The 425-nt window shown below is 26.8% G+C and carries 1 protein-coding gene; it reads left to right on the forward strand.

The features are described from left to right. Nucleotides 1–156: 156 nt before the first annotated feature. Nucleotides 157–425: hypothetical protein (locus AVBRAN12637_RS09725; protein WP_336615833.1), on the forward strand; the 269-nt coding region annotated here is incomplete at its 3' end.

Here is a 425-nt window from a genome sequence, read left to right on the forward strand (position 1 = left end):
AGATAAAGACTTGTAAGAGCAGTTTTTAAAAGTCCTTGAAAACTCAAATTCTTATGAAGACGCTGTGAATAAATTACTTAATTAAGGCATAAAACAAGACAAACTAGAAAACATAATAGCTTAAGTTTTAACGAATATTAGTAAAAGGCTTAAGTGATGAATGATTTAAGCAATATTTTTAAACTAAACCCTTTAGACGCAATTAAATACTTTGATGATAAATTACCTAAAGATTATGATTTAGATAAATTACGCTTTAGTGCATATAATCGCATATTTTTAATAAGTGGGATAAATGAAATTGAAACACTTAAAAGAATGCATAGCATACTTAAAAAAGGCTTATTTAATGGTGTAGGCTTTAAATATTGCGTAAAAGAGCTAGAAAGCATTAGCAGACTTCATAAACACCATTTAAAAGTTGT

This window comes from Campylobacter sp. RM12637, assembly GCF_020137645.1.
Taxonomy (GTDB): domain Bacteria; phylum Campylobacterota; class Campylobacteria; order Campylobacterales; family Campylobacteraceae; genus Campylobacter_E.